General features: G+C 41.8%; 16 protein-coding genes. 11 read left to right on the forward strand and 5 right to left on the reverse strand.

The features are described from left to right. Positions 1 to 487 precede the first annotated feature (487 nt). The 3 genes from V7201_RS16720 to V7201_RS16730 all read left to right on the forward strand — a co-directional run bounded on the left by V7201_RS16720 (position 488) and on the right by V7201_RS16730 (position 3914). A complete protein-coding gene (locus V7201_RS16720) occupies positions 488 to 1495 on the forward strand; it encodes a C40 family peptidase (RefSeq protein ID WP_335377894.1) in 1008 nt (335 codons plus the stop codon). A gap of 240 nt (positions 1496 to 1735) precedes the next feature. Next, positions 1736 to 3724, forward strand: coding sequence for an S-layer homology domain-containing protein (locus tag V7201_RS16725; RefSeq protein ID WP_335377895.1), 1989 nt, complete (start codon positions 1736 to 1738; stop codon positions 3722 to 3724). Between the two features lie 22 nt (positions 3725 to 3746). Continuing rightward, complete coding sequence (locus V7201_RS16730; RefSeq protein WP_335377896.1) at positions 3747 to 3914, forward strand: hypothetical protein; 168 nt, start codon at positions 3747 to 3749, stop codon at positions 3912 to 3914. 252 nt (positions 3915 to 4166) lie between these two features. Here V7201_RS16730 and V7201_RS16735 read toward each other — a convergent pair whose 3' ends face one another. The 4 genes from V7201_RS16735 to csaB form a co-directional block, all read right to left on the reverse strand. Beyond that, positions 4167 to 4346 (reverse strand): hypothetical protein, encoded by a 180-nt coding sequence (locus V7201_RS16735; RefSeq protein WP_335377897.1) that lies wholly within the window; start codon positions 4344 to 4346, stop codon positions 4167 to 4169. Positions 4347 to 4603: 257 nt separating this feature from the next. Further along, complete coding sequence (murJ, locus tag V7201_RS16740; protein ID WP_335377898.1) at positions 4604 to 6127, reverse strand: murein biosynthesis integral membrane protein MurJ; 1524 nt, start codon at positions 6125 to 6127, stop codon at positions 4604 to 4606. A gap of 173 nt (positions 6128 to 6300) precedes the next feature. After that, a complete protein-coding gene (locus V7201_RS16745) occupies positions 6301 to 7476 on the reverse strand; it encodes a glycosyltransferase family 4 protein (protein WP_335377899.1) in 1176 nt (391 codons plus the stop codon). Positions 7477 to 7561: 85 nt separating this feature from the next. Then, positions 7562 to 8671: a polysaccharide pyruvyl transferase CsaB gene (gene csaB / locus V7201_RS16750; RefSeq protein ID WP_335377900.1), complete on the reverse strand. Its 1110-nt coding sequence runs from the start codon at positions 8669 to 8671 to the stop codon at positions 7562 to 7564. Positions 8672 to 8944: 273 nt separating this feature from the next. Here csaB and V7201_RS16755 point away from each other — a divergent pair, with 273 nt between their 5' ends. The 7 genes from V7201_RS16755 to V7201_RS16785 all read left to right on the forward strand — a co-directional run bounded on the left by V7201_RS16755 (position 8945) and on the right by V7201_RS16785 (position 23457). Continuing rightward, positions 8945 to 10222: a nucleotide sugar dehydrogenase gene (locus V7201_RS16755; protein WP_335377901.1), complete on the forward strand. Its 1278-nt coding sequence runs from the start codon at positions 8945 to 8947 to the stop codon at positions 10220 to 10222. An 18-nt stretch (positions 10223 to 10240) separates the two neighbouring features. Continuing rightward, positions 10241 to 10954 (forward strand): WecB/TagA/CpsF family glycosyltransferase, encoded by a 714-nt coding sequence (locus V7201_RS16760; RefSeq protein ID WP_335377902.1) that lies wholly within the window; start codon positions 10241 to 10243, stop codon positions 10952 to 10954. A gap of 176 nt (positions 10955 to 11130) precedes the next feature. Further along, positions 11131 to 12615, forward strand: coding sequence for an O-antigen ligase family protein (locus tag V7201_RS16765; protein ID WP_335377903.1), 1485 nt, complete (start codon positions 11131 to 11133; stop codon positions 12613 to 12615). Further along, positions 12593 to 13681 carry a glycosyltransferase family 4 protein gene (locus tag V7201_RS16770; protein ID WP_335377904.1) on the forward strand — a complete coding sequence of 363 codons (1089 nt, stop codon included), beginning with the start codon at positions 12593 to 12595 and terminating at the stop codon, positions 13679 to 13681. The genes V7201_RS16765 and V7201_RS16770 overlap by 23 nt, the downstream gene beginning before the upstream one ends. 552 nt (positions 13682 to 14233) lie before the next feature. Further along, a complete protein-coding gene (locus V7201_RS16775) occupies positions 14234 to 16666 on the forward strand; it encodes an S-layer homology domain-containing protein (protein ID WP_335377905.1) in 2433 nt (810 codons plus the stop codon). A 524-nt stretch (positions 16667 to 17190) separates the two neighbouring features. After that, positions 17191 to 19587 (forward strand): 5'-nucleotidase C-terminal domain-containing protein, encoded by a 2397-nt coding sequence (locus tag V7201_RS16780; RefSeq protein WP_335377906.1) that lies wholly within the window; start codon positions 17191 to 17193, stop codon positions 19585 to 19587. Between the two features lie 135 nt (positions 19588 to 19722). Continuing rightward, positions 19723 to 23457 carry a chitobiase/beta-hexosaminidase C-terminal domain-containing protein gene (locus V7201_RS16785; protein ID WP_335377907.1) on the forward strand — a complete coding sequence of 1245 codons (3735 nt, stop codon included), beginning with the start codon at positions 19723 to 19725 and terminating at the stop codon, positions 23455 to 23457. A 144-nt stretch (positions 23458 to 23601) separates the two neighbouring features. On the opposite strand, the gene V7201_RS16790 is transcribed toward V7201_RS16785, so the two are convergent. Next, positions 23602 to 25245: an S-layer homology domain-containing protein gene (locus V7201_RS16790; protein WP_335377908.1), complete on the reverse strand. Its 1644-nt coding sequence runs from the start codon at positions 25243 to 25245 to the stop codon at positions 23602 to 23604. 303 nt (positions 25246 to 25548) lie between these two features. Here V7201_RS16790 and V7201_RS16795 point away from each other — a divergent pair, with 303 nt between their 5' ends. After that, positions 25549 to 26577, forward strand: coding sequence for a hypothetical protein (locus V7201_RS16795; protein WP_335377909.1), 1029 nt, complete (start codon positions 25549 to 25551; stop codon positions 26575 to 26577). Positions 26578 to 26716: the final 139 nt, after the last annotated feature.

Below are 26716 nucleotides of genomic sequence, written 5' to 3' on the forward strand. Positions count from 1 at the left end.
GCGCTCCAACGCGTTATTGTAATAAAATTAAAAAGTAAGAAAGCCGCTCATGGTAAAGGAATGAGCGGCTTTTAGTTATTTTATGATGACCTCAAATTTGTCGAATTTTCGATATCAATGGGCAAAAAAAAGACACCGATTTACCAGATCGATGTCAAACAATGGCTAGTCGGTCTGCCATAAATGGATTACCAACCAAAATCTTAATGTATATTAGTTATAGCAAATCCTGTCGAAGTTTGTCGAGGGTAATTTTTGGTACCTTTGGGAGTGAAAACGCTATCTAACCTTAATTAAAAATTCCAATAAAAGGAAAATATATCTCCTCTTAATTAGATCTATTACCCGCCTCAAAAACTATTAAACTCAATTTGCAAGATTTGTAATATAATCGTAAAATTTATAACATTCAAATTCTGATAAAATATTCCTAACGAGGCAAAATACGATATTTTTTACCAAAAATCAACGAGGCAGAGGTGTACAGATGAAGAAGCTCGTATCCAGGATGATCTTGGCGGCATTACTTATATCCATGATTCCTTTTCACTCAGCCATGGCAGCAACAGCACAACAGGAGAAAGTGGTAGAAATTGCGAAAAAATACATAGGAGTACCATACCAGTATGGAGGAACAACAACAAGTGGTTTTGACTGTTCAGGCTATATTGGATATGTCTTTAATGAAATCGGGATCCAGTTACCGCGAATTTCAGCTGACCAGTATAACACGGGGACACCAGTATCCAAAGCTGACCTTCAGCCAGGCGATTTAGTATTTTTCGAAAAAACATATGATAAAGCAGGGGTAACACACTCTGGAATTTACATAGGCGACAATCAATTCTTAAGCGCCACAACAAGCAAAGGAATTAAAATTGATTCACTTGATAGTACATATTGGGGACCTAAATACTACGGAGCAAAAAGAATCCTGGAAGCTGCAAACGTTCAGCCAGGCGAGTATCAAGATGTCCCGCAGAATCATCCTGCATATCAAGCGGTTATGACATTAAGCAACCAAAATGTTATTAAAGGCATCGACAGCACCACTTTCCAGCCAGAGCAGGCAGTAACAAGAGGACAAGCCGCAGCTATCATTAATCGTGTGTTGAAGCTGACACCTAAAACCCTAAACGGCTTCAATGATGTTTCTCCCAATTATCAATTCGCAGCAGACATCGCAGCGATCAGGGAAGCAGGAGTCATCAACGGATTTGCGGATGGTACCTTCCGTCCAAACAACAATATGACAAAAGCCGAGATGGCGGTCATCGTCCAAAGAGCGTTCAAGCTGAATTTGCCAGCAGTACAAACAGCAAGTGCTCCATATACAGATGTCATGCCAAGCTATTGGGCATATGATGCCATTCAGACAATGCACCGAATCGATACAACGACCATCTTCGACGGCAGCCAATACGGTGCTTCGTTAAAAGCAACACGCGCAACCTTCGCTGCATCAATTTATAATTCTATCAATGCTGGAAAATAAGAGTCGATTAAATATAGGCTGGGAGCAAGATTCCCAGCTTTTTCTATGCCTATATTCCCTAAAAAGGTCTAAAGATGTAAGGTTTTGGACCGATATTAAAGCAGAATAATTTAATAGTTAGTGAGTATATGACTATTTTGAAAAATCTGACGAAACTATCTATTAAATTTGTAAATAAATTGGTAGAATAATAGGGTAATTTGTCAGAATTATTCACATAATACATCTGGGGGTAAAAGAATGAAGAAGAAAATTGGCACGCTCGCCTTGACTTTCGGGTTGACCGTGAGCAGTTTATTGTCGTTCCAGCAGCCAACGGCATTTGCGCAAGACGATATTACAGGGAGCGCACTAGAGACAGAAATGCGCGCAATGATTGCCGCTGATGTAATCCAGGGGTATGGAGAAGGAATCTACAAACCAGCTTTAAATGTAACACGAGGACAGTTTGCGACATTTATTTCACGTGCACTTAAACTGCCTGAGGGACCGCATGTATACTCTGACGTTCCATTATCATCCGGTCTTGCGACGGGCATCAACAGTGCCGCTGCAGCAGGAATCATCATGGGGTACACACCGTCAACATTCGGACCTAATGATCAGATTTCCCGTGAACAAGCGGCAGCTATGATTGACCGTGCTTTCAATTATATGCAGATTGTCAGGGAAGACGCTGTTCTGAATTTTTCAGATTCGAATGAAATCAATACTAATTTTAAAATGTCCGTTGCGAAAAACTCAAGAGACGGTCTAATAAAAGGTCTCGCAAATAGCGATGGTACATACAGATTCCTGCCAAAAAAGACAGCAACACGTCAAGAAGCGGCTGCTTTCATCTACCGCATGCTCAATAAAATGGCTGAATCAGAAATTCCTGAAGATCCCGGTGACGGTGGCACAGATGGATACAGAGTAGCAACAATCCAATCCACTGGGGAAAAAACGTACTCTAAAGTTTATACTTCTTTTGAAGCTGCCAAAACGGCAGCTACTGGCTCGAACCAGGTTGTTACAGTCAATGAACAAATCGTGGAAATGCCTGCAGGATTGGTCTGGTCAAAGCCTGCGCTTGGAAGCTCCTTAACTTACATTTATAAGGACGCATCATTATCTTCTGCTTTTACCTATTTGCCAGCAGGCCAGGAAATGAAGTACATTGAAGCGACTGAGAATTATGTAAAAGTAATTCTTGCAGGCAGAACCGTTTACGTAAAACATGATGAAGTTTCTCTTGTACCTTTACAATTAATCGAGGGTAGAAACTATTATTCTGTTAACACAAATGGCGAGCTCGTCCATACAATCTATGACACTGTAAAAAAATCATATGTATCCTACACAATGGGATTTGCACCTAGCTTCCTTTCACAGGGACAGAAGTATTACAGCTGGGATGGCGGGCAGTTCATGAATACGTCTGGAAATGTAATTGGCACTGCTTATCAGTATTTTAACTACCTTCCAGCTCGTACAGAAACTGTTTATACTGCGGAAGAATTAAATAGATATATCGATTACATCTTGGCTGAAAAGCAAGCTCTTTATAATTCTAATCCGACTACTTATGCGAAGTACAAAGATGCAACAATCGTCAGCAAAATTAAAGGCCTTGGAACGTATTTAAAAGAGGCCGAAGTGAAGCATAACATCAATGCGCTTCTGATCCTGGGAATGGCGATGCATGAAAGCGACTTCGGAATGAGCAAATACGCTTTGGAACGCAATAACTTGTTCGGAATCAAAGCATACGACAGCAATACAGATGCAGCGCAGACTTTTGCTTCTCCTAATGAAGCAATTGATGCACTTGCTAACCTGTACTTGAATAAAAATTACATCAACCCAGTAGGTGCTCATGCAAATGGAGCAGCGACAGGTAACAAGGCCCGCGGCTTTAATGTAAAATACGCTTCAGACCCATATTGGGGACAAAAAATCGCCGGCCATATGCATAGAGTCGACATGTACCTGGGCAAGAAAGACCGCGGTGCAAATGCATACCGCATTGGAGAAACAGCGGTTGAAGGAGTCAACGCCCGCGTTATGCCAGGAACAGAATCAGCTATTGCATACAAAAATAACAATCTTGGTTCACCAGTAGCAATACTCGACTCAGTCAAACACACAGACAACTACGAATGGGACAAAATCATGTCAGACTCAGCAACAGTAAACGAAGTCTACATCCGCGCCGACCTAATCAAAGAACTCCCAATCGTAAAATAATTGGTACATGGGGACGGTTCTCATGTTTCAAAAATTGAATGATAGAATGAAAGAAATGCTGGCATATCGTTTGCCAGCATTTTTTTTAAAAGGAGAGCTTGCTATGGATAAAGAGTTTTTGCAAGAAGTGGCAAATTTCAATCGGTGGGCTAAAACAACCGATCAATCCTGTAGAGTTTTAGAAGGATAAACCTCAAAATGAATAATCAAAAAACTGGAATGATTGGAGTTAGAGGTATTAGGAGAAGCTGAAACGATAGTGTAGGTTTTAAAGACATGAGGGGGCCACAAACCATATTATAATTATGTAATAGGTACATGGTCCAGGAAGGATTATGGAGTTTTTTGTTAAAGTTCTTATTGTACAAATGACGCAGATTCATGATATAAGACATTTTTCTGCCAGCAGACAAGTAGTTTTCATTCCATCCTTAAGGCATTTTCAGACTTTCGTCTCGTTTCCCTCAACTGGTTCAAAATGAGTTTTAAAAACACTATGCTTTTTCCCTAGTTTATTAATGACAATATAAGTTGAATCCAATTCTCTCTCAACCGGGTACTCCTCATCCAAGTCGAATTCCAACTCAATGCCTTCGTTATTGGTGCAAATGACTTTTTGCATACTTATCCCCCTAAAAATTGTTAATACACTATATCTTTCGACGGAATGATAATATTTATGTCCCTTCTCAATAAAATTAAGGTAAATAGGTTATTGGACTAATCATATAGGATACGCTCCTGCCTGTTTCGAATTACTGGACCTGGATATTTAGTACTCATTACGAAAAAGAGTAAATATATGCAGAAAAGCAAATGATCAAAACAAAACCGGCAGAGATATAATGCTCTGCCGGTTCAACAATACTTCTAAATAATTTATGCAGCCTTCTTCTTACGCAAAATCCCCAACAGCTGCCTAAACCCTTCGCGATAAAATACATAAACGCCAGCGACATAAAGGACTACCCCAAGTGGCACCAGAATGCCGAGCTGAATCAATGAGTATAGCCCGGAAATAGGTGTCAACTGTTTAATCAGGTACAACGGTATCGCCATGATCAATGTTGGCAATACGACACGCGCGAACAGCATTCCCAAGCGCACTCGCTCTTCACGATCGAAATCCTTATACACAACATACGTCGACACTCCCAAGTAATAAATCGAAACGAGTGAGCTTGTGAGCGCCAGTCCCGGGTATCCAAACCGGCCAACGAGCAGCCAGTTAAATACGAGGTTCAACACAATCGTTGTAATACTGATCCGCAGCACGATTGCCGTTTTCCCGCGGGCGTACATCGATTTCGACACGATGTACTGCAAGCCCTGCGTGACAATCAATGGAATATAATAAACTAGTGCGATATAAGTGTTCTGTGTATCCTCAGCTGTAAACTTTCCGCGCTCGTACACGAACGAGATCGCTTCTTTACCAACCAGCAGCAAGCCGACGGCAATCGGCAGCAAGGTCACAAGCGTGATCTGCATGCCCATGAACACGGTGCCCTGGAACTTCTTAGGGGTGTCCACCTGTTCAGACAATAAGGTAAAAATAATCGCCGCAACAGTTGTCGCATAAATAGCCTGAGGGATACTCACCAGCAGAGAGGCGTTATTCAAATACGTAACCGCACCGCTGACCTCAGTCCCTGAAGCAAACGATTTGTTCACAAACATATTGATCTGTCCAACAACCGAGTTCAGCAAAGCCGGAGCCAATAATACGATAAAAGCTGAAAAGAATGCCTTTTCTACCTTAACAGTCGGCTGCCATTTATAACCGTTTTTAAACAGGTAAAAGAACTGAATGACAGTGCCTAAAAAGGTCCCGAAAATAAAACCGTAAGCAAGACTGTAAATTCCCCATTGATCAGAGAACAATAGGGCAAATATGGCCCCCATCAAAGTAGCTAGCAGCTTCGAAATCTGTGATGGGACAAACACGCGGCGTCCCTGTAAATAAGATTCCAGAATCCCATTTACAGCAATCAAACTCATAAATAGGAAAAAGAACTGCGTGATATCAACTGCCACTTTTTTGGTCGTAGGCGTCATGTGTCCATAAATGAAAGGGACAAAATAAGGAACAAGGAAGTATCCGACAAGCGTAACCCCGAGGAAGACCAACACTGTTCCATTCAATATGCCGTTTGCATTGCGTTCCGTTTCCTCAGGGTTCTCCTTCCTCTTTTGAACATACATAGGAAGAAACACGTTATTGAAACCGCCGGAAATCATCGCCACAACGAGCGTGATAAAAGAAAAGGCCAGCAAAAATCCATCTGTATAATGGTTTGCCCCGAACTCATTGGCGATAATACTTTCCCGCAAGAAACCGGACAGCTTAAGGACTAAGGCCAGCAGGGTGATCCAGATGGCCGTTTTTTTCAATCCTGCCATAAATATTTCAGTCACTTTCTATAAATGAATTTTCTCGCATTAAATTTTCATCCAAGGCCAAATTCATACAAACGAGACGAAAAGGCCCCTAAACAAAAGTAAGGCGAAACAGCATATGCCCCGCCTTACTCTTGCCAAACTCAATCTAACATCTCAACACATGAGACCAAATATTATTTACGCCCCAAAGAGCTCAAATAAATTTCTTCATACTTCTCAGCCGCAGCAACGTGAGAGTACTCATCCTCAATTTTCTTGCGCGCCTTCGCAGCGAATTCTTCACCTTTTTCCGGGTTAGCCAGCAAGTAGATGATCGCGTCGGAAAGCTCCTGGACGTTCTTCTCCTCAACAAGCAAGCCGTCTTCCTTGTCCTCGATGATTTCCTTCAAGCCGCCAACTGCGCAGGCAACTAACGGAGATCCAGAACCCATCGCTTCCAAAGCAGAAATCGAAGTAGCTTCTTCAACGCCGGCAGAGTGGACACTTGGAACAAGCGCAACGTCAGCCAGTGCGTAATAGTCCTTAACTTTATCATGGGCAACCGCGCCAAGCAGGTCGACATTGTTCTCAAGCCCATTTTCAGCAACAATTTTCTTGATTTCCGACAACGCCTCGCCGCTTCCTGCATAGATTAACCTTGTGTTTGGAAATTCCTTCAGGACAGCAGGCAATGCAAGCGCCGGATAGATGACACCGTTCTTTTTCGTCAAACGGCGCGGAACGAATAATATATTCTCATCACGAGAAACGCCATGCTTGTCACGAAGAGCATTCTTCTTGTCCTTATCAGGCTTAAAGCTGTGAATGTCGATGAAGTTGCGGATGGCAATTCCGTCAACACCGGACAATTCCTTCACATAGTCCTTCAAGCGCTTGTCAACTGTAACGACCTTGCGTGTACCCTGGTATGCCTGAATTTCAATTTCCTGCATTTCCTGTGCTTCCGCGCTGCCTTCGTCAATCGAGCCTTTGCTGACAGCCTCGAATGCCATATAGCCGTGAACTGTTGAAACAACAGGAATACCTGTTTCAAGTGCAGCAAGGGTAGTGAACGGATCTTGGGCGTGAATAATATCATATTTTTTATGCTTATTTTTTAAAATAAGAGCCTTCAGCAAATTCTTGCGCGCATAGTGGCTCCAAAGAATTCCGCGGCCCTTTTTCACCTTATTGATGACAAAGCTTGGCCCCTGTGCGTACATCTTGCGGACAACAGGCGACACATCCGTGAACGAAAGAACATCCACTTCATGCCCGCGCTCCTCAAGACCAGCCTTCAACGTAGCAACATGTGTAGAAAGACCGCCAGCATGCGGGTAATCATAAGCGGTAGCAATAAGAATTTTCATAATTGCACCTCCTGAGTTATTTTTAGGAACACGGGGACGGTTCTCGTGTTCCAATTTGGAACATGAGAACCGTCCCCATGTTCCACTATCTTACAAACTTTTCTTTCATTAAATCGACGTTCTTAACGGCTTCGATCCGCATTTCTTCTGCGTTAGCTTTGACGACCTGGCTGTACTTTTCGCGGTTATCCAACAATTCCAAGCCGTTCTTTGTCAGCTCGTCGACGTTCATTTCTTCAAGAACTGCTGAGTATGGCCACATGCCACTGCGCTTCAGCAGGCTTTCGACCTTTTTGTCATAGCTTAACCCAATATGCGGCACGCCTGTCAGCGTCGAGAAAATTAATGCGTGCAATCTCATGCCGATCGTCATCTGGCATTCGCCGATGAAGTTCAGGTATTGGTTAGGTGTAAAATTCATACCTAGGATGTGGCACTTGTCTGCATGCTTCATATGCTTCAATACATTTTTGCTCGCTGTGTCATCGTGATGGCCTTCCATCGGTACGAACACTGGCGTAATATCGCGGGCTTCGATCCACTGATCAAGAATCTCCGCGATCTGCTCAAACTGTTTTACTTTTTCAAACCAAGGACGCACAGAAACGGCTACTAGGTTGTCCTTGCGCTCTAGCTGAAGGCTGTCCATTGCTGTCGTATCCTTCTTAGGGTGAAAAGCAAACACGATATCAGATGTAACGACTGTTTCTGGACGAGTAACCCCAAGCTTGTGTAAAAGGTCCTTCGAAAACTGGTCACGGACCGTCACGAAGTCTGCCATATTGGCAAAAACTTTCATTAATATCTTACCCCAGGTGGAGTTCACCGGGCCGATTCCCTGTGAGAAGAACATAACCTTTGTTCCGACAAGCTTCGCTAAAAAGACAATCAACAAATAGTACGGAAGGGGACCGAAAATAAAGCGGGTCGGATATGTATCCTGCAGCAACCCGCCGCCACCAGAGATCAGCAGGTCAGCTTCCTTCAAGGCTTTGACCTTCCCTTTAAAATCATGGCGCCAGCCGCGGTAGACAGTTTTTACATGATGTTCCTTCGCCGTCTGCTCCGGTGATAAAGAGAATACGGTAATTTCTGGCTGGTCTAAATGCTCGCGTAAGTTATCGACAATGGATTCAAGAATGGCTTCGTCACCAGTATTACCGAGGCCATAAAATCCTGAGATGACAATTTTCAAAGAAGTTGTTCCTCCTTAATATAGAAAGTAATGCGTTGGTAAAACATAATCATAATCACGATCAAACGCAGTGCAAAAAAAGAAGGTGCCATAACAAAATCTAAGCACCTAAAAGCTAAACAATATTTTATCATTATACAGGAAAGCATTCAACGTTCAAGGGTGCAAGGTTTGACAAGATTTGATATACTATGTTAGAAATTGAAACTAGATTGATCAAATAATCACATAATATAAGCAATTATAACTGCCTTAAAAAGAGAGGTCCTTTTAATGAAGAAGATTTGTGTCATTGGATTAGGTTATATCGGACTGCCAACTGCTGCCGTATTTGCAAGAGCCGGTTATGACATTGTCGGAGTAGACGTCAGCGAGCGGGTAGTGAACTCGTTAAATAATGGAGAAATTACAATTGAAGAAGTCGGGCTTCCTGAGCTCGTGAAAGAAGTTGTCGAAAAAGGGAAGCTTCGCGCATCTCTTACACCGGAAGAGGCAGATGTCTTCATCATTGCCGTTCCTACACCGATCCACCATGACTTAACTGCGAACGTAGATTACGTCATCAGCGCAACGAAATCAATCGTTCCTTTTGTAAAAAAAGGCGATGTAGTCATCGTTGAATCTACAATCCCGCCAAGAACAATGGACGACGTTGTCGCGCCAATCCTTGTTGAAGCAGGATTTGACGTACAAAACGACGTTTACCTTGCACACTGCCCAGAGCGCGTTCTTCCAGGCCGCATTCTGATCGAGCTGATCGAAAATACTCGTATCGTCGGCGGAACAACACCTGTAGCAGCCAAAAAAGCTGGAGACGTATACCGTGCAGTCGTAACTGGCGATGTCATTGAAACAGAAGCGATTACTGCTGAAATGTCCAAACTCATGGAAAATACATTCCGTGACGTGAACATCGCGCTTGCGAATGAATTAGCTAAAATCAGCGCGAAACTAGGCGTGAATGCTCACAGCGTGATCGAGCTTGCCAACAAGCACCCGCGCGTAAATATCCACCAGCCAGGACCAGGCGTAGGCGGACACTGCCTAGCAGTCGACCCATATTTCATTGTTGAAAAAGCACGCAATGAATCCGTTCTGATCAAGCTTTCACGCGACATCAACAATTCAATGCCAGAATTCGTCGTGGAAAAGGTTGAAGAGTTAACAGTACAGATCGAAAAGCCGAAGATTGCTGTTATGGGCTTAACATATAAAGGAAACATCGATGACGTGCGTGAAAGTCCGGCAATCGAAATTTACGAAATGCTGGCTAAGAATCCACGCTTCGAAACAGTGGCGCACGATCCGCACGTACAGCAGGATCAGGTCGAGTTTCCACTTCTTTCATTAGAAGATGCACTCGCTGATGCTCACGTTGCTGTCGTACTGGCTGATCACAATGAATTCAAGACTCTGGACAGCGAATTAGTCTCTAAGCAAATGAAGTCACCAGTTTTATTCGATACAAAGAACTGCACAAATCTTGATAGCGATTTTGTCACAGTTTACAAAATCGGCGACCTGTCAGGACTGAAACCAATTCAGCTCTAAGAGGGTTTGATAACTGCTATGGAAAAAGAAAACTATCTGGGCGTCAACGTTTCGCCTTTAAATTATGAAGAAATCATTGCAGACCTGCGCGAACGAATGAAAGCAGGCCTGCAATCAACCATCATCGCGGTCAATCCTGAAAAGGTCATGGCTGCGGAAAAAAATGAAGAGCTTCGCCAGCTGATTAACTCATCAACGTATCAGATTCCAGATGGAGTAGGGATTTTGCTCGCTTCGAAAATGAAGGGCGGCAAGATTTCCTCCCGGGTAACGGGTGTGGACATGATGGACAGGCTGATCCGTTTTGCTGCCGAGGAAAACCATAAGGTCTTCCTTTACGGAGCAAAAGAAGAAGTCGTCACAACGGCAAAGCAAAAGCTCGAAGAAAAATATCCAGGCCTCCATATCTCCGGCTATGAAAATGGGTATCAAAAGGATAACGAAAAAATCATCAACCATATCAATTCATCAGGCGCAGAATTGCTGTTTGTCGCCATGGGCAGCCCGAAGCAGGAGCTGTGGATCCGCGAAAACATAGGCAAACTGAACGTAAAAGTATTCCAGGGAGTCGGCGGCAGCTTCGACGTCTTCTCCGGAAAAGTCCAGCGCGCACCATTATTCTTCCGCAAGCTCGGCATTGAATGGCTGTACCGATTGTTAAAAGAACCAACACGTTTCAAACGCCAGCTGGCTCTGCCAAGATTTTTGATGAAAATCCTTGGCGCTAAATAATATCGATAAAAAAGAACCAAAATAAGGCTTGAACTAACTATTCAAGCCTTTTAAAATGTCTAAAAGAAGAAATTTGCCAAAGTTTGTCACCAAACAGGTTAGAAAAACGTCTATTATTTTATAAAATCTGCACTCATACCATCTAAGTCATTTAAGCATGAGAAAGGAATTGTCGAATGAACTCGTTATCCTGGAGAGATTTCCCGTTTATTTTCATCGCCCTGCCGGTTCTCGCGGTTGCCTTATTGTTTCCTGGCACCATCACGGGTCTTGGGGCTTCAGCCCTATTAGCTCTGTACGCCCTTGTTTCACCGAAAAATGGTCTAATGATGCTTTTGCTCTATTTTCCGACTCGTCCATTCTTAATAGAAGTAAATCCGTCACTGAAAATGGCTGGAGATTTAATTATTTTAGCGGCTTTTGCAAGCGTCGCATTTGCAGCGATTCGCAGTGGCAACTGGAAAAGTCTGTTCAAGTTTCAAATCTTTGAATGGGCATTCTTGCTCTTCATCGTAATTGGAGCCTTATCCGCGTACCTTACTGGCGTAACAATCGGCGCGATCGTGTTCCAAATCCGCGCTTTCGTCATTACGTACATCGTGTACTACGTTGTAAAACGTTTGGATATCACTAAGGAAGACATCCTGAAGTTTTTATGGACAACCTTCCTTATGGCGATTCTGCTTAGCCTGCATGGACTCGTTGAAAAATTATCGCTTCGCACGTATTTGATGCCTGAAAAATGGGTCGGACGATCACTGTCGCCTAACAACCGTGTCCGAATCTACGGCCTAATCGACAATCCAAATGTTCTGGCAGTCTACCTGTCACTTGCACTAATGCTGACGATTTACCTGAAGCAGCTGGTCGCAGCCAAAAAGACAAAAATCATCCTTAACATTGGCATGATCCTGATGCTTGGGGTTATTACCCTGACGTACTCAAGGGGAACATGGATCGGCTTCATCATTGCGCTTGCTGCCTACCTTGCAGTATCGAGAAATTGGAGACGCACTGGCAACATCTTTGTCGCTGCTGTAATATCCATTATCCTGATTAATATTCCTGTAACCCAGGCAACCAATTATATTAAGTCTGTTGGTTACGGTGACAATGTGCCGCGTGATGTCATTCAATCAGAACCTGGCGAAGACTTGCCATCAGATGAAGAGAAGCGGATTAAAGAGACATTTGAAATGTCGACCGTTGAGCTAAGTAAAACAACAGGCCGTCTGTTCATCGTCAATAAAGGCTTTGAAATCTTCAAGGATCACCCGATCATCGGTTCCGGCTTCGCGACCTTTGGCGACTCAGCTGCTAAAGGAAAAGGATCTCCGATTTACGATGACTATGGAATTGAATTCAACATTTATTCAGATAATCAGTACATTCAAATCATTGCCCAAACAGGGGCAGTGGGAGTTATCCTGTTCGCGATCTTCCTTTTAGGAATGCTTTTCTTCCTCTGGAAAAAAAGAAAAGATACAAGGCTTGCGCTCCCTCTTTTAGCTGTCCTTGTTGGCATCTATGTGGTAGGGGTACTGTACAACATCTGGGAAGACAAAACATTCACAACTTATTTCTTTATGATGCTCGCAGTCGTTGCACACGGCATCAATTATAAAGGGTGGGGAAACAATGAAAGTCCTTCATCTTATTAGCGGCGGAGAAACAGGTGGTTCAAAAAACCACCTGCTTTCTTTATTAAAGCACCTGCAGGAAACTGAAGTCCTGCTGGGAGTTTTCCAGGAAGGGAAACTCTCCGAGGAAGCAAGGCAGATGGGGATTCCGGTCATCGTGTACGGCCAATCCTCACGCTATGATTTTTCTGTCATCAGTAAAATCAAGCAAACAATCAAGGATAACGGAATCTCCGTAGTCCATACGCATGGTCCGCGTGCCAATCTCTTTACCTACCTGGTGCGCCAAACAACCTCTTTTAAATGGATCAGCACGATTCACAGTGATCCATCCCAGGATTTCATCAAGGGAGGCATCAAGGGAAAAATCTTCACGACGATCAATATGAAGGTCATTAAAAAGATCGATCACTTTTTCGCGGTGTCTGAGCGATTCAAGCAGATGCTCGTTGGCTTTGGCTTGCCGGCAGAAAAAATCACGACAGTTTACAACGGGATTTCCTTTGATGAGCAGCTGGAGTGCAAGCTCTCGCGTAGGGATCTTCAGCTTCAAGAAGATGACTTTGTAATTTGTATGGTGGCAAGATTGCATCCCATTAAAGGTCACACTGTCGTCTTTGATGCGATGAAAAAAATAACCGCAGCAAACCCTACTGTAAAATTACTCCTGATTGGCGATGGGCCAGAGAGGGAGGAGCTGGAACAGGAAGTCAATAGCAAGGGACTAACGCCACACGTTCGATTCCTCGGCTTCCAGCAGGATGTGCACTCCTATCTGTGCATCTCTGATGTAAAACTGCTCGCTTCCTACAGCGAAAGCTTCCCGCTCGTCATCCTGGAAGCAGCCCGAGCCCATACACCGGTCATTTCCACGGATGTTGGAGGTGTGAAGGATTTAATTTCTGATCCATCATTAGGGTGGGTTGTTCCAATTAAGGATGCGGATGCACTTGCAGGGGCGATCAACGAAGCGGTCGACAAAGAAAATTTAGCGGAGCTCGGAAATAATCTGTACGAAAAAGCATCAAAACTTTATTCCGTGGACCAGCTGGCAAAAAGCACAGAAGAAACTTACAAAAAAATTTAGCATACACACAAAGATTTCGTCATAGTTATATCTTTGTGGGCCAAAAACATGTAGGGAACCCTGCATGTTTTTTGTTTGGAAAATTTTTTATTAATATATGAAACTTTCTTCATACCCAATCCGTCTTAAATAAGTGGAAACAATTACTATGTCTTCCAATCAATTTTCTTCCATGGTAAAACTTCCAAAAAAAGAATAATAGTAGTATAATCATATTGTGTTGTGCTGGTAAATAGCCCAAAAACAGGAGTATTATGCTACTTTTCTAGCAAAAAATTGTTTTATAGGTAGAAAAATGTAAAAAAAGGTTGAAAAATCAACCAAGTTTGGTAGAATAATGTACATGTATAGTAACCCTATTTTCTTCTGTCTAATTTACTGTATCTGAAAGTTTATGATTTTCCATTATACATAGACAGTGAAAACGGATTTTCAGACCGAATTATCAGAAGAGATAGACTATAAAACTATTACAACACGTTTCAAATCCGGATCTTACCAGTCCGGAGGCACCAAGAACAATTTATTTACAAAACAGGGAGGAAACACAAAATGGCATACCAACCAAAATCTTACCGCAAATTTGTAGCGACTGCTGCTACTGCAACTCTAGTTGCATCTGCAATCGCTCCAGCTGTGGGCGCTGCATCTAACTTCACGGATGTTGCTCCAAAGTACAAAGATGCTGTTGACTACCTAGTAGCTAACAACATCACTCAAGGAACTTCCGACACTCTATTCGGAACTCATGACAACATTAAGCGTGGCGACCTAGCGATCTGGCTTGCAAAAGCTCTTAAGCTTGACACTACTGGTGCTGCTGCTTCTGGCTTCTCAGATACAAAAGGCACTCGTTATGATGCTTACGTATCAGTTCTTAAAGCTAAAGGCTACATCTCTGGTAAGTCTGCAACTGAATTCGCTCCAAACGCTACTGTAACTCGTGGCGAAATGGCAATCATGCTTTCTAACGCATACGACCTAAAATCAGATACAGCTACTAAATTTACAGATGCTGTAGGTAACTATAAAACTGCTATCCAGGGTCTTTTCGCTTACGGCGTAACTACTGGTAAATCAGACACAATGTTCGGCACAAGCATGAACATCACTCGCGGAGACCTTGCAATCTTCTTGAAGCGCGCTGCTGAAGTTGTTAAGACTCCTGCTGTTGTAAGTGCAACTGCTGTTAACGGTAAAGAGCTTGTTGTTAAGTTCAACCAAGCTGTTGACAAGACAGACGCTCTACTTCCTTCTAAATATTCATTAACTGGTGAAACTTTCAGTGGTATCGCTGTTTCTGAAGATGGAAAAACTGTAACTCTTACAGCGACTGATGTAATTGATGTTACTAACGCTACTTTAGAAATCCAGCCGATCAAAACTAAAGCTGACGCAGATGTTAAAACTGCTAAATACGTAACTTTATTCTCTTACAAAGATTCATCAGCTCCAGCTGTTGCTTCTGTAGAAGCTAAAGGAACTGAAGCGGTTGTAACTTTTAACGAAGCACTTGCTTCTGCTGGAACAGTTAGCTTAGATGGTAAGCAACTTACTGCTGGCACAGACTATGTTGTAAGCGGCAAAACTATCACAGTTAAAAACCTAGTAGCTGAAAAGTCTTACAAGCTTGACGTTGTAGGTGCTACAGATGCTGCTGGTAACCTATCTGGCCAAATCACTGTAAACTTCACAGTTTCTAAGCCAGTTGTTGACAACTCAAAACCAACTGTTTCTTCAACAGTATCTGGTAACAAATTAACACTTTCTTTCTCTGAAGAAGTAACTCCTGGTACTGTAACAATCGGCGGTACTCCAGTTGCTGCTAACAAGCTTGTAGCTTCAGAAGACAAGAAGACTTACACAGTTGACGTTCAAGACGCTGGATTCTTTGGCGGAACAACATTCTTCACAAGAGAAGTAGTTGTAAGCGACTTCGCTGACAAGTCAGCTAACAAGATGGACCAATCTAAGTTCAATGCAACTTTCACTGCTGATACTACAGCTCCTAAGTTCGTTTCAGCTGCTATCAAAACAGTTGCAAAAGACTCTACTTCTGATCTAATCCTATTGACTTTTGATGATGCTGTAAAAGCTGGCGACCTTTCAGGCTTGAATGAGCTTGTTGTTAAGTCAGTAGATGGTATCTATCAGTCTAACAACAAATTAGACCTAAACACTGGAAACGTAACTTATGGTTATGATGTTGACGGAAAAGACGGCGTAAAAGGCAGCGAACTTAACGTTGTTGCAATCACTTTCGATTCTAAAGAAAAGTCTTCATACTCATTTGAATTAGCTGGTAAAGTAGTTGCTGACTCTTATGGCAACCAAGTGGCTGGCACTGTAAGCTTCTCTGCAGTAGCTCCTGAGTTCTCAGCAACTCCTTCTACAGATGCTAAGGATGTAACTTTCACTGCTACTCCTGCAGCTAACAATGTAGATGTTACTCTAAACTTTAACAAGTCTATGAGTGATTCAGCTGTTAATGCTTCTAACTACACACTAGGCGGAAAAGCATTACCAACTGGTTCTACTGTGAAATTCGTAGATAACAGATCAAAAGTAGTTATTACATTACCACAAGGTTCTGTAACAGCTAACGGAACTTACGCTCTTGTAGGTACTAACCTAACTGACAAGGACGGAAACACTCTAGTAGGTGGTAAAGTTACACAAACTTTAACATTGAAAGAAAACGTTCTTCCAACAGCTACTACTGTAGTTCTTGCTGACAGCAAAAACTTCACTGTTGACTTCTCTGAAGCAGTATACGCTGATGCTACAGTTACTGGTGTAACAGTTAAAGTTAACGGAACTGCATTAGCTACTGATAAGTATGCTGTAACAGTAGCAAACGGTGACGTTAAAGTTACTACAGTTAACAACCTAAATCCAACTGATTCAATCACAGTTGAATTTAAAGATACTAACCTAAGAGATGCTAACGGAAACAAAGTTGCTAACAGCACAGTTTCTAAGTAATCTTTAAACAATAAGAGGATCCTCTGCTAACGCAGAGGATCCTTTTTTGTCTTTCTTTTAGTTCAGGTCAATTAGAGTTCTATTTTCGCCACTGGTTATAAAATGTTACCTCTATTCAAGCACAGTGCATATTGTCTGGATAAACATAGATTTCTTCTAGTTTAAATGAAGCTGAATCTGGGTGAATAAATAGAAACGTAAATAGATTAATCATTTTATGCAAACTCCCTTTGAAACTTTTAAATTATGGTAAATAGTTCCTTTACATAAAAAATATTCTCGCAAAAGAGTGAAACCTAGTGATTACGCGGTTCTACTTATGTCATCTAATGTAAAAACTAAATGAATTATACGTAAAAAAATGTTGAACTATAGTGAAAGTTCTGTGGAATTTGATATAATAAGAGTTGGGTCAAAATTACTATGATTCTAAAAATTTATTCTTTTGGTAATTTTGAGCGAACTCGAATTTCATAGTTTAAAGATTTTCGTGTTCACCTACAAAATTAAGGGAGGATTGGTTAATGGTGTCAAAGCATAAGTCTTACCGTAAATTTATTGCGACTGCTGCTACAGCAACCCTGGTTACAGCAGTAGTAGCTCCGGCTATTTCTGCAGCAGGTTTCTCAGATGTGTCAGAAAGATATTCAGAGTCTGTTGATTTTCTTTTATCTAAAGGTGCAAAAGGAATCAGTGATTCATATTTTGGTGTAAATGAAGAAATCAAGCGTGTCGATGCAGCGGTCCTAACAGCGATGATTTTAGGATTGGATATTGAGAGCGCTCCTGCTTCTGGCTTTACAGATGTACCAGCTCGCGGAGTAAAAGCTGTGAATGCTCTTAAAGCTGCAGGAATTACTTCTGGTAAAACAAAAACGACTTTTGGTTCAAACAGCCCAATTACTCGCGGTGAACTAGCGATTTGGCTTCAAAAAGGCTTTGAGCTAACAGGTGGCGCGGATCTTTCCTTTAAAGATGTAACAAAAAATTATGAAACAGCAGTACAAGCTCTAGTAGCTAATAATATTGCTAAAGGCATGTCGTCTGACCAGTTTGGAGTAAACCTTAATGTAAAACGCGGCGATTTTGCTATCTTCTTACATAAATCGTCAAAAGCTGTTGGCGCACCACCAGTTGTAACACCGCCACCAGTTACTCCTCCACCAGTGACACCACCTGGCAATGGCGAACCTAATAACAATTTTAAATTATCCTTAATGCATACAAACGATACACACGCAAACTTAGATAATATTGCAAAAACAGTTACAGCAGTTAAGCAGGTAAGAAGTGCTAACCCGAATGCGCTTTTATTGAGTGCTGGGGACGTATTCTCAGGAACACTTTATTTTAACGAGTTTAATGGTTTAGCAGACTTGGAATTCATGAATCTAATGAAATATGATGCAATGACATTCGGTAACCATGAATTCGATAAAGGTACAGCAACGCTTGATGCCTTTGTTGAAGGTGCAAAATTCCCGTTTGTAAGCGCTAACGTAGATTTCTCTGCGGATGCAAACTTGAAGGATGACTTCAAGGATGTCGTTTCTACAACTGCTGGTACAAACGGAGAAATTTATAACGGTATCGTAAAAGTTGTTAATGGCGAAAAGATTGGGATTTTCGGTCTTACTACTGCAGAAACTGAGTATATCTCAAGTCCTGGAGAAGGCGTGAAATTCGAAGATTATATTGCTGCTGCAGAGAATGCTGTTAAGGCATTCAAGGCTGCAGGTGTAAATAAGATTGTTGCCCTTTCCCACCTTGGTTACATGGATGGCGGCGGAGATAACGATGTTACTTTAGCAAAAGAAGTCGAAGGTATTGACGTAATCGTTGGCGGCCACTCCCATGACAAATTGACTGCTCCGGTTTTGGATACTACAGGTACGGAAGCTACTGTTATCGTACAGGCAAACGAGTATAATAAATTCCTTGGAACTCTTGACGTTGAATTTGATAAAGATGGCAAGGTTTCAGGATATGCCGGAAAGCTGATTGATATTGCTACAATGACCGAAGATGCTGAAGCGAAAACTCTTCTAGCACCTTATAAGGCTAAAATTGATGAAACTAAAAACTTGGTAGTAGGCAAAACTACTGTTGATTTAATTGGTGGAAACCCAGCAGCTAGAACAGCAGAAACGAATCTAGGAAATGCTATTGCTGATGGTATGCTGGCAAAGGCGAAATCTATCAACCCTAATACAGTAATCGCATTGCAAAATGGTGGTGGCGTACGAACTTCCGTTTCTGCTGGAGATATCACATTAGGACAAGTACAGACAGTAATGCCTTTTGGTAATGCATTAGCAATCATGGAAATCACAGGTGCAGAACTTGAAGCTGCTCTTGAACATGCCGTTTCAATCGCACCAAGTGCAAACGGAGCATTCTTGCAGATTGCTGGAATGAAATATACTTATGACAGCAGAAAAACAGCTGGCGATAGAGTTGTATCTGTTGAAGTAAAAGGTACAGACGGAAATTACTCAGCACTTGAAGCTGACAAGAAATATTTCGTAGCTACAAACATCTTTACTGCAAAAGGCGGAGACAACTTCTCAATGTTTGCAAAAGCTTATAGTGAAGGCCGCGTAAGTGAACCTGGCTTTGTTGACTGGGAAGTATTCAAAGAATACCTTGATGCACAGCCTAATGATACAATCAGCCCAGCTGTCGAAGGCCGTATCATTGACGTAGCAACAATGCCAGCAGCACCAGTGGTTGTTGATTCAGCTGACTTCAACGGTACTGCAGCAGCTCCAAAAGTTTACGAAGGTTCTGTTAGCGTAGATGTAACTGGAGTAGCAAAGCTTGAGAATGCAGTAGTAAAAGGTGATCTTCACCTTAAAGGAAACTCAACTGTAGAACTATCAAACGTAACAGTTGAAGGCGACACGATCTTAGAAGACTAATTGGGAATAGCCTCTGGCAATCAACATGCTGGAGGCTATCTCTGTCATTTCTTTAAATGTCAGACTTTCGACCTGTCTCAAAAGTGACAGGCTTTCTCAAAAAACAAAAAACCTCTTCAAAAGGAGACTTAATTAATGATTAACCGTTCGCAAAGGAAGTCATTAAACATTGTTTTGACGCTGGCTTTAGTCATTAACCTGTTCCTGCCTTTTATTTCTCAGGAAGTAAAGGCGGCTACTGTTGCTTCAGATCTATTCATTTCTGAGTATGTGGAAGGGTCAAGTAACAATAAGGCTATTGAATTGTATAACGGCACTGGACAAGATGTTAATTTAAAAGAGTATATTGTTGAACTTTATTCTAATGGTGCTACATCTGCTACCAACACTCTAAATTTTGAAGGTTTATCTGCAACCGATGCTGTGCTTTCAAATGGAGAAACATTTGTAATCGTTAACTCAGGTTCAAATGCCGATTTAAAAGCAAAAAAGAATTTAGAGGATGCAGTAACAAATTTCAATGGTAACGATGCAATTGTATTAAAACACAATACTACAATTATTGACTCTTATGGTAAAGTGGGGGACTCCGCAACATGGGGATCAACATTTACAGGTGTTGACCGCACCCTTGTTCGTAAGAGTACCATCATTTCAGGTGATAAAGACCCTTCAAATGCTTTCGACCCAGCATCTGAATGGGATGCATTCTCTAAGGATGATTTCTCAAACTTAGGCACCCACACAATGGATGGCTCTTCAGACGTTCCAACTAAAGTATCATCTGTTTCCGCTTCTGTATCAGCGACTGCTGTAAAAGCAGGTACTGAAGTAGCGTTAACAACTGCAACTGATGGAGCAACAATTTACTACACAGTAGACGGTTCTGAACCAACAACGTCTTCTGATGTATATTCAGCACCAATTACAATCAATGAAGATACCACAATCAAGGCGATTGCTGTAGCAGATGGTTTAGAAAACAGCGATGTAGCGGAATTCAATTACACTGTTTTACAACATAAAACAATTACTGAAGTAAGAACATTGCAGCCTGGCGACTACGCGCTTACATCAGGTATTGTTACAGCAGTCTTAGGCAAGAACATTTACATCCAGGACGACAATGCGGGTATCGTTCTTTATGGAACACTTAATGTCAATCCTGGAGATGAAGTAGAAGCATTAGGTAAAATTTCTGATTATAATTCACTTTTAGAACTTGAAGTAGTACAAGAGGATGTTAAAGTCCTTGGACAAAAAGAAATCCCAGCTGCTAAAGAAGTGACGGCAGCAGAATTGTCTGAGAAATATGAGGCTATGCTTGTAAAAGTAGGCAAGTCAAAGGTAGAAAGCTATTCAGGTGGTAACTACACTGCTGTTGACGCGAACGGTGACCCTTATCAAGTTCGTCCGGGAACAGCAGAATGGCTTGAAGTTGACACTTCTTATGATTCCATTACAGGTGTGCTTGGGGCATTTAAAGGCGTTTATCAATTAACTCCAAGAACAGAAGCTGATATCGTACTTGATCCTAGTTTCGTACGTCCAGTTAAGGCAACGCCTGGCGCTGGTTTCATCGAAGCAGGCGATTCAGTAACACTCTCTACTGATACAGCGGATGCTACGATTTACTACACAACTGATGGCAGTGAGCCTACAACTGGCAGCACAGTTTATAGTGCGCCAATCGTGGTAAACGGAGATATGACAATCAAGGCTTTTGCTGTAAAAGAAGGCTTAACAAGCAGCAAAGTATACACATATGAATATATTATCCAAAAAGATGTTGTCCGCATCCATGATATCCAGGGTGAAGGCCACTTCTCTAAATATGAAGGATTAAATGTAAACAATGTTGAAGGTGTTGTAACCTATGTTGTTGGCAGCAATGATGTTTATATCCAAGACTTGCAAGGTGATGGAGACGACAATACAGCAGAAGGAATCCTTCTCTATAAAAAGGGCCATGGATTAGTTCCTGGTGATGTTGTAAAAGTTTCTGGTCAAGTTAAAGAGCATTATATCGAAGGCTATGACGATCGTTACCAGGTTGATCTTCCTTCTACAGAAATTGCGGCATCAACTGTTGAAAAGGTTCGTAGCGGTGAAACTCTTCCTGCTCCAGTCGTAATCGGAAAAGACCGCACAGCTCCTACGGATGTAATCGACAATGATGGATTGGCAAAATTCGATCCAGAAGAAGATGCAATTGACTTCTATGAAAGCTTAGAAGGCATGCTAGTTCAGGTTGACGACGCGAAAGTCGTTGCTCCACAAAACTATGGTGAAGTAGTTGTGATTCCTGGAACAATGGAGGCTAACACAACTGCTGGTGGACTTCGCATCACTGAAGGCGATTTCAACCCTGAGAGAATTACCATCGACATGAACGACGAGAAATTCGTTGCTAAAATGGGTGATCAGTTCAAAGGCTCCATCAAAGGTGTAATGAGCTATGGCTTTAGTAACTACAAAATTTTAACTAAAAAAGCTGATCTTCCTGCCTTGGAAGAGGGCACAAACGCTCGTGAAATCACATCAATCGTTCCTGCAGATGATAAGCTGACAGTGGCTTCCTACAACGTTGAGAACTTCTCTCCAAAAGTAGACGCTGAGAAAGTCAATAAGCTTGCTGAAGCAGTCGTGAAAAATCTTAAGTCTCCGGATATCCTTGGCCTGACTGAAGTACAGGACAATGATGGCCCAACAGACAGCGGCACAACTGATGCTACTCAAAGTGCAGCACTATTGATTGAGACAATTAAATCACTTGGTGGTCCAAACTACAAGTTTATTGATATCGCACCAGAGGACAAGCAGGACGGCGGACAGCCAGGCGGTAATATCCGTGTAGGCTTCCTGTACAATGAAGACCGTGTTGAACTAATGGAAGGCACAAAAGGAACTGCTGACCAGGCAGTAGGCTTTGAAAACGGCAAGCTGACGCTGAACCCAGGCCGTATTGATCCAACAAATCCAGCTTATGAATCTAGCCGCAAATCTCTTGCAGCTCAATTCAAGTTCCAGGGCAAGAGCGTTATTGTAGTAGCGAACCACTTCAACTCTAAAGGCGGAGACCAGCCGTTATTCGGTAAAAATCAGCCTCCAGTATTGAAGAGTGAAGTACAGCGCATGGAAATTGCGAAAATCGTTAATGGTTTTGTGAATGACGTTAAAGCGAAGGACCCTAATGCAAATGTCATCCTATTAGGTGACTTTAACGATTTCGAATGGTCGAATCCCTTAAAGGCATTAAAAGGAAATGTATTAGTGGACATGGTTGAAAATGTTCCTGCTGACCAAAGATACTCTTACTCTTACCAGGGTAATGCTCAAGTACTGGACCATATCTTAGTAACAAAGAATATGGAAGCAGCAACAACTGTTAATATGGTCCACATCAACTCTGGATTCATGGAAGCGCATGGACGTGCAAGTGACCATGACCCACTACTTATCCAAACGGATCTTAAAGCAATCGAAAAGGTTTATAACAAAGTTTATAACCTCACAGGCTTCAAAACGAAGAAACTAGTTGTTGGTACTACAAACAGCTTGATTAACATTGACAGCACTTCTGTAATCAGCGAAGGTATCTGGCTGAAAAAATCAGCAACAGTAAAGGGTGCTGGACTTGAGAACACATTAGTTGTGATCAGCCCGGCTCAAACGGGTACTGTTATCGATTTAAGCGGTGCAAAAACAAAAGAAGTATTCATCGACAATGCAAACGTCACTGAAATCCACGGAGCAGAAAACGTTCAGACATGGAACGTAAAAGCAGGCGTTGAGACATCTGCAATCAAGTTCTATGACTCTGAAGGCAATCTGATGGAATCTCCATTTAAAGTGGCAGCAGCAAGCTAGAAAAAAATGTATTAACAAAGGGACACGGTCCCAATGATTAAGGCACCTTCCCTGCAAAAGGGGAGGTGCCTGTTTGTTTATTCAAACTTAATTAGCTGGCTATTGATGACCGCTTTAAGAAAAAAGATCATTTCTTTAAATCAATTAATTCGCAGCATCAATAACGTTTTGCAATGATGCGAAATTGGTAATTTGATCGGCATTATTCTTTATGGCAATCAAGTAATTTGGATTATTGGCTTGGATGTAGTTGTTAATCAAGTTCTTGCCCTGGAAGGTTATGAGCCAATCACCTACACAATCAGCTAAACCTGGGGAATCTGTTGAGCTTGCCAGATTTACTAAGTGTTCTAATTCTAATAAGTCAGTGCTGTTCATTCTTGATAGTATTCCGCCTAATTGACTATTAGGGGTCGATTGAAATACGATTGCTTGATTAGCAAAGTTCAATTCAATGATTCGGTTTGCAGCTAATGGAACTGGTGTTTTGAATTTGAAAATTAATTCAGTATTTGTATCTACAACATCCCATTTGATAGAATCGATATTTGTTTTTTCAAAATCCGCTGCCGAACCCACATTCGTAATTTGCAATACATCGACTACCTCATCTACAGTCAGTTTGGAAAGTGATGCATCAGAAAGTGGTGTATTGAATTTTACTGAGATTGAATTGATAGCAGAAGAACTATAATCATAGACTAGTCTGTGAAAATTACGCGTCATAATATCCTGGCTCGTAATTTGTACTTCCTTGAATTTAAGGACCTTACCATTTGCATCTGCCTCATATACTTGGATATACTGGCCGGCTTGAACACTTTTAATTTCAGTGGATGTTGTAAATTGTATTACACCCTCTGGGAGAGTACTTCCAACAGATGGAGTCGACACAGATTGTTCGGATAGTCGATAATAAGTAGAATTCACCGTTCCTGATTCAAGGAAAATAGCAGTTGATCCTAAAGTAAAGCCTGTGCCGGATAAAACGGCTAATTCAGGCGCTGGTCCTTCAACAGGTGCCGTACTTCCTCCATTGTCCTCGCTTGGAGGTGGAGTACTTCCGCCAGGAGGAGTGGTTGTACCATTATCCTGGCTAGGAGGCACGACAACCTCACTATCAGGCTCACCACCATCTTCCTTCACACCTTGATTTTCCGCCCGGTAAACAAATGCTGCCATTTGTCCTCGATTTACGGACTGCCCAGGTGCAAAGGATGTGGAAGAAATACCAGATGTGATCGCATTCTCAGCAATCGCACTTACATATCCTGAAAACCAGCTTTTTTCGGGTACATCAGTAAAGTTTGTCTTTGTGCTTGCAGCCTTAAGGTTGTATCCGATGCTCAGCATTTTAGCCATTTCAGCTCTTGTAACCTGTTTGCCAGGAAGAAAGTAATCATGATCAAGTCCGTTCATGATGCCTTTATCCACTAGTGCCGCAACTGAGCTATAGTACCAGACGCCAGCTGGAACATCCTTGAAGCCAGGATTGTTAACGGATTTCGTATCTAATCCTAAAGCCGATGCTAGAATGACAGCTGCCTGAGCCCGTGTGACCACTTGATTTGGCCTGAAAGTACCATCTGCAAATCCTTTAAGGACTCCATGTTCTGACAGTTTAAGAACAGCTTCAGAAAAATAATTGCTTTGATTTACATCTGAAAATTTCACAGATGCTGCTTTTGCCTGAAGAGTGTTAAAAGGAATTGAAGTGTTAAATGCACTGACAGCAATAACGGCTGACACACCTGCTGCTAAAAATCTTTTGTATGACTTTTTCATCATTAAGTTAATTCCCCCTTTGAATGGTGAAGGTACACCGACCTAAATTCAGGAGTTTGCTAGAATGTATTTTGTAAATACTCCCTACGCAAATATTTTTAAGTCAGTGAAAAATTCCTCATTTTTCTATCGGGATATTATTCTGGTAATTTAGACAAATTTAGACAATTAGGACTAAAGTAGGAACATGGGGACGGTTCTTGTGTTCCAAATGGAACACAAGAACCGTCCCCATGTTCACATCAAGCCAGGTATTGTATAATAATCAAGACTCGAAACTAGAAAAACATAATTAGGTGAAAATACATGAATTATAAAGCTTGGGCGATTAAGCTTCTGGTTATTCTGGTCACGATGATTGCTGTAATTGGCGGATTCAATTATTGGATGGATCCAATGTGGATGTATGGCGGGGCACATAGCTTCAATGATGTCCAGGATACAATCAACGAACGCCAGCAAAAAACGAACCGGATTAAGTTCCAGCCATTCAGCCCTGACACACTGCTGATCGGCAGCAGCCGCAGCACATATATCAATCAAAATGAATTCGAAGGTATGGATGTCTACAATTATTCAGTGGCAAATATGTCTGTACAGGAGTATGAAAGCTATATCCATTTTGCGAAGGATAACAGCGATAGGGAAATAAAGACGGTCATTATTGGACTGGATTTCTTCAAATCTAGTCTCCCGGAAAGCAGAACGCCATTATCAATCTATCCATATGCCAGCACGCTGGACAAGCCTTTCGTCAGGTGGAAGAATCTCATATCCTATGATTTAACGAGATATTCCTATTATAATTTCATAGCTTCTATTAAAAATAAACCTGAATTTGTTCGCACTTACAACCGGAAAAATGTCGCTACAACTTTTAGATTATCAGAAGAAGAAGCAGCAGAAGAGCTCCAAAAGAAAATAGAGAAGTTCACAGAAACATTTTACGGGGAATATCAATACAATCCCAACTACAAGAACATCATGCAGAATTTAATAGATAAGAATCCTGATACAAAGTTCATCGTCTATACGACGCCGGTATCTGAACCTCTTTTCCAGGCACTCATCGACTCAGGAGCCTATCCGCATTATGAAAAATGGCTTCATGAAATGGTTGACGCATTCGGAGAGGTATATAATTTCATGGACATCAATACCGTCACAAAAGACACCTCCAACTACTTTGACGGCCACCACTTCTATCCAGAAGTGGGAACACTGATCGCTCATCGCCTGAGTATGAATAACCCTCCGGACGTACCTGAGGACTTTGGTAAAAAGATTTCCTCCAATAACATTGATGAATACCTAAAAAAACTGCATCAAAAATAAGAGACGCCTTCCAGTAAAAATGGAAGGTGTTTTTTGTTTGGGGGACGGTTCCAATTTTTTATCTTTTATGCAGGAGGAATTGTTCCCAATAACGAACAATATAATGTGTATCTGAGAACGAAAATCCGAATCTAGGGGG

This window comes from Bacillus sp. JJ1122 (assembly GCF_036964885.1).
Taxonomy (GTDB): domain Bacteria; phylum Bacillota; class Bacilli; order Bacillales; family Cytobacillaceae; genus Mesobacillus.

What these genes read in the sequence shown, in the direction of transcription:
- V7201_RS16780 (WP_335377906.1), top strand. Translation starts at nt 17,191, where the DNA reads ATGGTGTCAAAGCATAAGTCTTACCGTAAATTTATTGCGACTGCTGCT.
- V7201_RS16775 (WP_335377905.1), top strand. Translation starts at nt 14,234, where the DNA reads ATGGCATACCAACCAAAATCTTACCGCAAATTTGTAGCGACTGCTGCT.
- V7201_RS16790 (WP_335377908.1), bottom strand. Translation starts at nt 25,245, where the DNA reads ATGATGAAAAAGTCATACAAAAGATTTTTAGCAGCAGGTGTGTCAGCC.
- V7201_RS16755 (WP_335377901.1), top strand. Translation starts at nt 8,945, where the DNA reads ATGAAGAAGATTTGTGTCATTGGATTAGGTTATATCGGACTGCCAACT.
- V7201_RS16760 (WP_335377902.1), top strand. Translation starts at nt 10,241, where the DNA reads ATGGAAAAAGAAAACTATCTGGGCGTCAACGTTTCGCCTTTAAATTAT.
- V7201_RS16745 (WP_335377899.1), bottom strand. Translation starts at nt 7,476, where the DNA reads ATGAAAATTCTTATTGCTACCGCTTATGATTACCCGCATGCTGGCGGT.
- V7201_RS16730 (WP_335377896.1), top strand. Translation starts at nt 3,747, where the DNA reads ATGTTTCAAAAATTGAATGATAGAATGAAAGAAATGCTGGCATATCGT.
- murJ (WP_335377898.1), bottom strand. Translation starts at nt 6,127, where the DNA reads ATGGCAGGATTGAAAAAAACGGCCATCTGGATCACCCTGCTGGCCTTA.
- V7201_RS16795 (WP_335377909.1), top strand. Translation starts at nt 25,549, where the DNA reads ATGAATTATAAAGCTTGGGCGATTAAGCTTCTGGTTATTCTGGTCACG.
- V7201_RS16720 (WP_335377894.1), top strand. Translation starts at nt 488, where the DNA reads ATGAAGAAGCTCGTATCCAGGATGATCTTGGCGGCATTACTTATATCC.
- V7201_RS16765 (WP_335377903.1), top strand. Translation starts at nt 11,131, where the DNA reads ATGAACTCGTTATCCTGGAGAGATTTCCCGTTTATTTTCATCGCCCTG.
- V7201_RS16785 (WP_335377907.1), top strand. Translation starts at nt 19,723, where the DNA reads ATGATTAACCGTTCGCAAAGGAAGTCATTAAACATTGTTTTGACGCTG.
- V7201_RS16770 (WP_335377904.1), top strand. Translation starts at nt 12,593, where the DNA reads ATGAAAGTCCTTCATCTTATTAGCGGCGGAGAAACAGGTGGTTCAAAA.
- V7201_RS16725 (WP_335377895.1), top strand. Translation starts at nt 1,736, where the DNA reads ATGAAGAAGAAAATTGGCACGCTCGCCTTGACTTTCGGGTTGACCGTG.
- V7201_RS16735 (WP_335377897.1), bottom strand. Translation starts at nt 4,346, where the DNA reads ATGCAAAAAGTCATTTGCACCAATAACGAAGGCATTGAGTTGGAATTC.